The sequence below is a fragment of the Dietzia papillomatosis NBRC 105045 genome (genome assembly GCF_001570845.1).
In the GTDB taxonomy this organism is placed as follows: domain Bacteria; phylum Actinomycetota; class Actinomycetes; order Mycobacteriales; family Mycobacteriaceae; genus Dietzia; species Dietzia cinnamea.
Genome location: NZ_BCSL01000029.1, coordinates 39,421 through 48,084 on the forward strand (window position 1 = coordinate 39,421; position 8,664 = coordinate 48,084).

The window sequence follows — 8,664 nt, forward strand, 5'->3', positions numbered from 1 at the left end:
GGTCATCTCGAACTGCCAGTACGGCCACGTGTGGGTACCGGACGGGCGGAAGTTCGCGGTGACCTCGACCCCCTCGGCGCGCGCCTTGTTGACGAAGGTCTGGGTGGTCATCCGCGAGAGGAGCTCGAGCCCGTACCCGGGGAAGTTGGTCGGGATGTCCGGTAGGCCGGACGGCTGGTCCCATGGGCCGGTGTTACCGCTGCCCGCGGAGACGTAGACGCTCTGCCCGCGCATCTTCTCGGTGTGGAGTTTGGGGTCCTGCTCCTGCCACCGGTCCGAGCCGAGCGGACCCCACATGTTCTCGGCCGGGTAGCCGCCGGCGTCCTGCATGGCCACCTTGATGGCCTCGGGCATGCCGAAGCTGGTGGTGTCGAGGAAGCCCGAGTAACTGGCCGCGAACTGGAAGTGCTCGGGGTAGCGCTGCGCGAGCATCATGGCAGCCGTGCCGCCCATGGACAGCCCGGCCACGCCGTGCTTGTCGCCGACCCGCCAGTCCCGCGCCAGCAGCGGGGGCAGCTCCTGCATGAGGAACGTCTCCCACTGGTAGGCCGAACCCTTGGCGTCGGAGACCCAGTCGGTGTAGAAGCTCGACTGGCCGCCCACCGGCAGGATGACGATCGCGTTCTTGGCGTCGAAGAACTGGGAGACCTTGGTCTCGAGAGTCCAGCCGCTCGCGTCATCGCGGGCCCGGAGCCCGTCGAGCAGCAGCAGGGACGGGTAGGTGCGGCCGGGGTCGGCGTTCCACTGGGCGGGGAGCAGGAGCTGCACCTGCACCGCCTGCTCCATGGCCGGCGACTGCACCCACAGGGCCACACGGTTGGCCGACTTCCACTCGACCTTGTCCAGTCGCACGCCGGAGGGTGGCGCCGCGGGCACGCGCAGGCTCGGCGCGTCGGGCGCGCCCGCCGGGTCGGGCGCGGCGGTCGTCGACCGCGGCTGAGCGGTCTGCGCGGGGCTGCTCTGCGCCGGGGTCGGACGGGTCGGGGTCTCCTGCGCCGCGGCGACGGGCGGCAGGACGAGGCCCGACCCCACCACCGACACCACGAGGGGAGCCGCGAGGAGGGACGCCCACCGGGAACGGGGGCTCGCGTGTGCGCTGGGGGTCGCCATGTGTTGTTCTCTTTCTTGCCGCGTCGTCTCGCCGGATCGTCTGGTGGGCGCGCGTCGCACCCGGCCCGCGTCACCCGTATAGGGGGCCCGGGTCCGCGGCGCGCCCGCGGGTTCCCCTCCCGCGGCCGAACCCGGTGGTCAGATGCGACCGGGGCCCCGCACAGAATCTACGCGCGGGGCCCCGGTGTGACGGGTGAGGACTCGCTGATGGGAGTCCGATTCGTCGGCTAACTCGGTGTGATCACCACGCGTGGGCGTCCATCACGTTCAGGATCTGCGCCGAGCGCGCCGCGATGAGGTCGTCGTTCCAGTAGCCCCACCCGTGGATGCCCGTGGTGCGGTACTCGAAGACGGCCTTGTTCGGGGCCGCGTTCATCGTGTTCTGGAACGCAAGGGTCGAGCCGCGGGACAGGCCCTCGAGGATGATGCCGTTGAACGTGTTGAACACGGCCTGCAGGCTCGAGGGCTGATCGTACTGGCCCGGGATCCCGGAGCCGGCGGTGACGTACATCGGGATGCCTCGCAGCTTGTCGGCGTTGAGCAGCGGGTCGTTGCGACCCCACGCCGGCGCGCCGGGCAGGCCCCACATGGCGAACGGGTCGCACTTGCACTGGTCGAACATCGCCAGCGGGATCATGGTGTACATGCCCGGGGCGGTCGGGTTCATGTAGCCGGAGAAGACCGACACCTGCTTGAACTGGTTCGGGTGGTTGGCCGCGAGCGTCGCGGCGGCGGAGCCGCCCATCGACAGACCGGCGATCGCGTTGTTGTCGCGCCGCACGCCGAAGTGGTCCGCCAGGTAGTTCGGCAGCTCGCGGGTCAGGAACGTCTCGTACTTGTACTCCAGCAGGTTGCCGCCCAGGTTGATGGGCCGCTGCCAGTCGGAGTAGAAGGACACCTGGCCGCCGACGGGCATGACCAGGGTGATGTTGTCCTGCAGGAAGATGCGCTGCGCCTGGGCGTCGTGGGTCCACGCGTTCCAGTCGTCACGCGCCCGCAGTCCGTCGAGCAGATAGAGACCGGCGTTGCCGCCGAAGCGCGCGGGCTGGACCTGCACCTTGATGTGCCGGTTCATCGCCGGGGACCACACGTGGCAGAGCTGGACCCAGGACGCGACGGGATCCCACTCGCAGCCCGGCCGCAGCCAATGGCGGAAACCGACCGGGTTCTCGTTGCCGCCGGCGGGCCGGAACGCGGGGGCGGCCGGCGGCGGGGCAGCCGAGCCGGCGGACCCGAGACTGGCAGAGGAACCCTGCTCGGTCGCCTGGGCGCCGGCCAGTGCCGGGGCGCCGACGAGGAGCCCTGCGGCCGTCGCCAGAGCGGTGAGCCCGGCGGCGAACCGGCGCCGGAGGGTGGAGTGGGACATTCGTTGGTTCCTTTGTTCGTTCCTGGTGCCCGCAGGGCATCGGTGACGTTCATCGGACCGGCCCCACCAGGGAAGGACCGGAACTGCGACATCGAGGTCATCGATACTGTCGCGCATTTTGGGACAGGTGTTACAGGTCGGGGACCGATTCGACCCCTGACTGTTACCGTTTCGAGACAACAGCGAGCGCCACCCTACCGAGTGCCCTGATACTTCTCCACCTCCTCAGGCATCGGTAAGCCGCACCTCTGCACCTCGTAAGCAGGGATTCTGTTGATCCGGTACTCGGCGAATGAGAATGCGTTCACCAGGTTGGACCATCGCCGCTCGGGGGTCAACGGGGCGGAGTACGACTCGATCAGCGCCTGCGTCGCCGGACACTGGAGCGCCACCTCGGCCTGGTTGACCCAGTTGACGTCGATCCACCGCGGGAAGTTGACCGGGTTCTCGATCACCTGCCTCTGCGCGAGCACCCAGTCGTACGGCAAGAACTTGTCGTGCCCGATCCGCCCGTCCTCCATCCGATCCGTGTGCGCGGCGAGCGGCGAGGCCAGGCCGACCGTGTCGTACACGCCCACGTCGAGGGGCAGGTTCATGCTGGTCATGCCCAGGTTGAGGAACACGACGGTCTTGACGGGGTCCTCGGGCAGTTCGAACGGCGCCAACCCGGGCATCGGGTGGTCGTAGGCGACGACGTCCCAGCGGTCCTGAAAACCCGGCACCGGCAGGAACACCGCCCCCGTCTCGTTGCGGGAGACGTCGCGCACGAGCGCGCGCATGCGCGGGAAGTCGAGGTAGTCGTCGGCGAGGAGCGGGTGTCTGTGCCCCGTGCGCTGGATGTAGAACTGCCGCTCGTCGACGATGCCGGCCGACGTGATGGACTCCGGCTCCTCGCGGAAGGGGTCCTCGACGACCTGGACGGTGACCGCCCATCCGATGACGACGAGCCACGCGGCCGCGGTCACGGGTACCGCCACCCGCCGCACGGAGGCGTCCGCGGACCCGCGGGCGGGCCCTACGGGCAGGGGCACCACCGCGACGGGCAGGAGAATCAGGAACAGGGACGGCAGCAGCACGCGGCCGTGCATGAAGTCACCGCCGACGCGGGTGACGTACAGCAGCATCACCAGGGCCACGACGAGGAACGCGACCGTGACGACCGGGGTGGAGCGGACCCGCCCCCGCAGGCGGAGCAGCCGGCCGCCCTCGTCGTCGTCACCCTCTCCTGACCCGGAATCCGCTACCGCCGGACCGGATTCGCTACCCCTGTGAAGGGAGCGGATCCCGAGTCGGAGTAGCGGAGGTCCGGACGACGCACCGGCCGTGCGACGTGGGGCCGTGCGGGCCCACAGGGCCACGAGGCCCGCGACGAGGACGGCGACGAGCGGCAGCAGCAGCACGTACGGCGCGAGCAGATCCCACAGGTACTCGGCGCCCTTGTCCCACTTCGCCCCGCCGGCGTCCTTGGCCACGGCCGTGAGCGGGTACGGCAGCGCGTAGTAGGACATCCGCCAGAGCTGGTAGACGACCGGCACCGTGCCCGCGATGACCACGAGCCAACCCAGGTGCCGCCACGACTGGCGGGACGCCGCCATCATCGCGAGGAACACCGCCGCCGCCAGCGCCATCTCGGGCCGCACGAGGGGCCCGAGGCCGGCGATGAACGCGATCGCCGCCGTCCCCGGCGCGGGCAGGCCGAAGCGGCCCTCGCGATGCGGGGACCGGGCCCAGAGCTGCAGGCCCAGCCACATGACGCCGATCCAGCAGATCACCAGCCCGGTCTCGAGTCCGGAACTGGCGAAGTCGCGGGCCGGCGGCAGCATGACATAGACGAGGACGCCGAACGGCAGGAGCAGCATCGGCCCGCCCGCCGGGGCGCGTCGGGTCCCGCGGTACATGACGCGGGCGCCCAGCATCGCGCACGCCACCGCCAGCATGCTCAGCGTGAGCGCCAGGCCCAGCGAGACCAGCTCGAGGCGGTAGCCGACGACCTCATGGGTGCCGTAGATGAGATAGGTCCACAACGTGGAGGTGTTGGACTCGACCCGCTCCCCCGCGTTGAACACCGGGCCGTTGCCGGCCACGAGGTTGCGGACCGTCCGCAGCACGATGAGACCGTCGTCGGCGATCCACCGCCGCTGCCATGCGCCGGCGAAGAAGATCGCCACCACCACGGCGAGCCCGGACCAGAAAACCGCGTCGCCCCGACCGCGTCCGACCACGTCGCGCGCCGAGACTCGGCGACCGCCACGGCTCTCCGCCGTCACCTCCGACATCGTGCGTCCGCCGGGATCACGCCAGCGACGGGACGATGTAGACCCCGATCACCACGGTCAGGACCCACAGCGCGGCGAGGACCTGCAGGACCCGGTCGCCCAGCGCGATGTCCTCGGGCTCGCCCGCCTGCGCGGCGTCGACGTCGACCGCGTAGCGCAGGACCGCGATGGTGAACGGCACGATCGAGATCTGAAGCCAGATCGCCGCGCCGGCCGGCTGGCTGGGGTCCGAGCCCCGGTCGTACGCCCACAGGGCGTAGCAGAGCACGAGCACGGTGGCCGAGAGCGTCCACACGAACCGCAGGTAGGTGGGGGTGTAGCTCTCCAGCGCCTTGCGGATCTTCGCGCCCGTCTTCAGGTGCAGGCTCAGCTCCGCGTACCGCTTGCCCGCCGCCATGAACAGCGAACCGAACGCCATGACGAGCAGGAACCACTGCGAGATCTCGACCTCGGCGGCCGCACCGCCGGCGACCGCGCGCAGCAGGAAGCCGGACGAGACGAACGCGATGTCGAGCACCGGCTGGTGCTTGAGCCCGAAGCAGTACATGAGCTGCAGCACGATGTACACGGCCACGACGATCGCCAGGGCCGGGTGCGCGAACAGCACGGAGATGACGAGCGCGGCGACGATGAGCACCACCGCCATCGCGTAGGCGAGGCCGACGGGCAGCACGCCGGCCGCGATGGGCCGGAAACGCTTGGTCGGGTGGGCGCGGTCGGCCTCGACGTCCATCGCGTCGTTGATGAGGTACACGCTCGAGGCGGCCATGCAGAACGCCACGAACGCGATGAAGACCGAGAACAGGACGCTGCCGTCGGTGAGCGTCTGCGACCCCGCCGCGGCGGGCGCCGCGATGACGAGGACGTTCTTGACCCACTGCCGCGGCCGGAGGGCCTTGACCATCCCGTCGAGCAGGTTCTTCGGGGGCGCGCCCCCGGACTCCTCGGCGGCCTCCTCGATGTCGTCGATCTCGTTGGCCGTGTGCGGTTCGGCGCCCAGGAGATGGTGTTCCGTCCCGCCCCGGGCGGCCGGCACTCCGGTCTGATCGGTCATCGCTTCTCCTCGGGAATCTGGGTGGCGCGCGGGCCCGCCGCGCCGTCGCGCAGTGCCCCGGGCAGGACCTGCTGGACCGCGTCCGAGGGCCAGACCGCGCGGGTGAGGGCGGCACAGCCCGCACCGACGGCGGCACCGGCGACCACATCCGAAGGGTAATGGACTCCGAGCACCAACCTGGACGCCAGCATCACCGGCACGAGCGCCGGCGCGACGGGCACCCCGGTCACCGCCCCCGCGAGCAGGGCGAACGCGGTCGTCGAGGTGGCGTGGGACGAGGGGAAGCTCAGTTTGGAGGGGGTGCCCACCCCCACGGCGACGGACGGGTGGTCCGGCCGGCGCCGACGCACGACGCGCTTGACGACGACGGACGTGGCGTGGGCGCCGAAGCTGCCGACGCCCACCATCGCCCAGCGACCCCGGCGGGCGGGATCGACGGCCATCCCGGCCGCCGCGATCGCCATCCAACCGAGGGCGTGCTCGCCGACGTGCGACAGCGTCACGGCCGCCTGACGCGACCCGGGCACCGCGAGCAGGCGCTTCTGCACCCCAGCCAGGAGCCGGACCTCGCCGGTGGGTACGGGGATCTCGACCGAACCCACGGGATCAGGCATCGAAGACACGGCTCCAGGCCTCCTTGGTCACGAGTTCGGTGTGGGCCTCGCGGTAGCGGCGCCGCATCTCGGGGAACCGCCGGTACAGCTCGCGGTGCAGCGCCGCCGACTCCTTGAACAGCGCGGCGGCCAGCTCGCGGTCGCGCTTGCGGTAGACCACCCCGCGGCCGTCGGCGGTGGTGACCGTGGCGCCGTCGACCCGGCTGAGCGAGTACCAGCGCGCCTCGATCGGCGGGAAGTTCGCCTGCGGCACCTCGTGGTGACGCTTGTCGTCCTTGCTCAGGGTGTGCGCGAGACCCCTGGCCAGCGCGACGGCCTTGCGGACCGGGCCGCGGGGCTCGGAGTGGATCCCGGCCGGGCCGCCCGACGGCGCGGGCAGGTCGACGGCCGACGGGATGACCACGGCGTCCGGGAACTCCGCGCGCATGGCCCGCACCTTGGGCAGCGCGGTGGGCAACAACTCGTACAGGGCCTCGGGGCCGCGGAGGAAGTCGCGGATCGCCTCGATCTGGATGGCCACCGTCGAGTACTCGAGGCAGACCAGGTGCTTGACCAGCGCCTTGAGGCTGGACTGCATGATCCCCTTGTGGTCGCCGTCGTGGTAGAGCGAGGCCACCACGAGGCGGTTACGCAGGTGGAAGTAGGCCTGCCAGTCGATCGCGTCGTCCTTGTCCGACCACGCCATGTGCCAGATCGCCACACCGGGCATGGTGACCGTCGGGTGGCCGGCGCGTCGCGCGCGCAGGCCGTACTCCGCGTCGTCCCACTTGATGAACAGCGGCAGCGGTTGGCCGATCTTCTCTGCCACGACGCGCGGGATGAGGCACATCCACCAGCCGTTGTAGTCCACGTCGATGCGGCGGTGCAGCGGCTTGGGGTTGTCGCGGTCCGTGAGCTGGTACGTGGAGAAGTCGTAGTCGTAGTCCGCGTGCGGGGCGGCGGTCCACATGAAGTCGTGAGCGCCCACCACCTCGCCCATCGTGTGCAGGTGGCTGCGCTCCTGCAGGTTGAGCATCTGCCCGCCGACCAGCATCGGGACGGTGGCGAAACGCCCGAACGCCAGCGCCCGCAGGATCGAGTCGGGTTCGATCTCGATGTCGTCGTCCATATACAGGATGTACGGCGAGTCCGTCAGCCTGCGCGCCTCGTACATGATGCGGCTGTAGCCGCCCGACCCGCCGAGGTTCGGCTGGTCGAAGATGTGCAGCCGGTCGCCGAGGAACTCCGCCGCATCCGCGAAGCCGGGCTCGTCGCGGACCTTCCTGTCGCCCTGGTCCGGCATGAGGACCGCGTCGATCACCGCGTCGACCTCGGGGTCGGACGTCAGCGCGCGCAGCGCGGCCACCGCGTCACCGGGCCGGTTGAACGTGGGAATCCCGACGGTCACGCGGCGGTCGTTGGGCACCTGCACGGCCGGGTCGGGTCGGCCGTCCGGGCCGGCGTCGGGGCGCGTGGCCGGGGCGTCGACGGCGGAGTACCAGCCGCCCGAGAGCAGCTCGACGTCCGTGTCGGAGGTGAGGTCGAACCAGATCCAGCCGCCGTCCTCGAACGGACCGAGGTCGCACACGAACTCGACCGTGGTGACCTGCCCGGCCTGACCCGGCTCGCCGACGACGTCGCCGGTGATCGCGATCCGGGAGCCGTCGATCTTCGAGCGGTACAGGTCGACGCGGCCGGCGCCCCGGACGGTCAGCCGCAGGACGACCTCGTCCAGGACCGTCCACCGGCGCCAGTAGGCCGCGGCGAACGCGTTGAAGTAGGTGGCGAAGGAGACCTCGGAGTCGGCGCCGATGCCGAGCGACGTCCGGGTGGACGAGTGGGCGCGGCGGGAGTTGGTGGGGGCCTCGTCGAGGTAGAGCGCGCGCACGTCGAGCGGCTCGCCGGCCCGCGGAAGAATGATCCGCTGGAGGCATTCCCGGCCACGTGGATCGGCGAGCGCGGCGACCGATCGCTCGACCTCGTCGACCAACTCGTGGTGGCCGTGATGTTCCATGTGTGCGTGTCCCCGTCCCGACGGCCGGGGCCGCCCTCGTCCACATTGCTGTGCCCTGTCGCACCTCCGCGCCCGCTGCGCCGCCGCCGGGGAGGCGCGGCCGCGGGACGAAAGCCGGGTCGATCGTACCCGTCGGGGCCGACGCACCCCGCCCACCACGCGCGGGGCCCACCCGCGCGCGCCCGCGGAGGCCCACCCCGGCGCCTATGCGGGCGCCCACCCGGACGGGCTCACCACCTAGGAGCATGGGT

5 protein-coding genes and 1 pseudogene are annotated in these 8,664 nt (G+C 71.0%); all 6 read right to left on the reverse strand.

Annotation, left to right across the window (positions count from 1 at the left end):
- Positions 1–48: 48 nt before the first annotated feature.
- Positions 49–1,110 (reverse strand): annotated as a pseudogene (locus tag DPA01S_RS17675) (alpha/beta hydrolase); the annotation flags it as partial.
- A 241-nt stretch (positions 1,111–1,351) separates the two neighbouring features.
- Positions 1,352–2,476: an alpha/beta hydrolase gene (locus DPA01S_RS11165; protein WP_061916266.1), complete on the reverse strand. Its 1,125-nt coding sequence runs from the start codon at positions 2,474–2,476 to the stop codon at positions 1,352–1,354.
- A gap of 194 nt (positions 2,477–2,670) precedes the next feature.
- Positions 2,671–4,752: an arabinofuranosyltransferase AftB family protein gene (locus DPA01S_RS11170; RefSeq protein ID WP_083324402.1), complete on the reverse strand. Its 2,082-nt coding sequence runs from the start codon at positions 4,750–4,752 to the stop codon at positions 2,671–2,673.
- Positions 4,753–4,768: 16 nt separating this feature from the next.
- Positions 4,769–5,806, reverse strand: coding sequence for a decaprenyl-phosphate phosphoribosyltransferase (locus DPA01S_RS11175; protein WP_061916269.1), 1,038 nt, complete (start codon positions 5,804–5,806; stop codon positions 4,769–4,771).
- Complete coding sequence (locus tag DPA01S_RS11180; RefSeq protein WP_061916272.1) at positions 5,803–6,420, reverse strand: phosphatase PAP2 family protein; 618 nt, start codon at positions 6,418–6,420, stop codon at positions 5,803–5,805. Before DPA01S_RS11180 ends, DPA01S_RS11175 begins: the two co-directional genes overlap by 4 nt.
- A complete protein-coding gene (locus DPA01S_RS11185; protein WP_061916275.1) occupies positions 6,413–8,413 on the reverse strand; it encodes a glycosyltransferase in 2,001 nt (666 codons plus the stop codon). Before DPA01S_RS11185 ends, DPA01S_RS11180 begins: the two co-directional genes overlap by 8 nt.
- Between the last annotated feature and the right edge of the window lie 251 nt (positions 8,414–8,664).

What these genes read in the sequence shown, in the direction of transcription:
- DPA01S_RS11175 (WP_061916269.1), bottom strand. Translation starts at nt 5,806, where the DNA reads ATGACCGATCAGACCGGAGTGCCGGCCGCCCGGGGCGGGACGGAACAC.
- DPA01S_RS11165 (WP_061916266.1), bottom strand. Translation starts at nt 2,476, where the DNA reads ATGTCCCACTCCACCCTCCGGCGCCGGTTCGCCGCCGGGCTCACCGCT.
- DPA01S_RS11185 (WP_061916275.1), bottom strand. Translation starts at nt 8,413, where the DNA reads ATGGAACATCACGGCCACCACGAGTTGGTCGACGAGGTCGAGCGATCG.
- DPA01S_RS11170 (WP_083324402.1), bottom strand. Translation starts at nt 4,752, where the DNA reads ATGTCGGAGGTGACGGCGGAGAGCCGTGGCGGTCGCCGAGTCTCGGCG.
- DPA01S_RS11180 (WP_061916272.1), bottom strand. Translation starts at nt 6,420, where the DNA reads ATGCCTGATCCCGTGGGTTCGGTCGAGATCCCCGTACCCACCGGCGAG.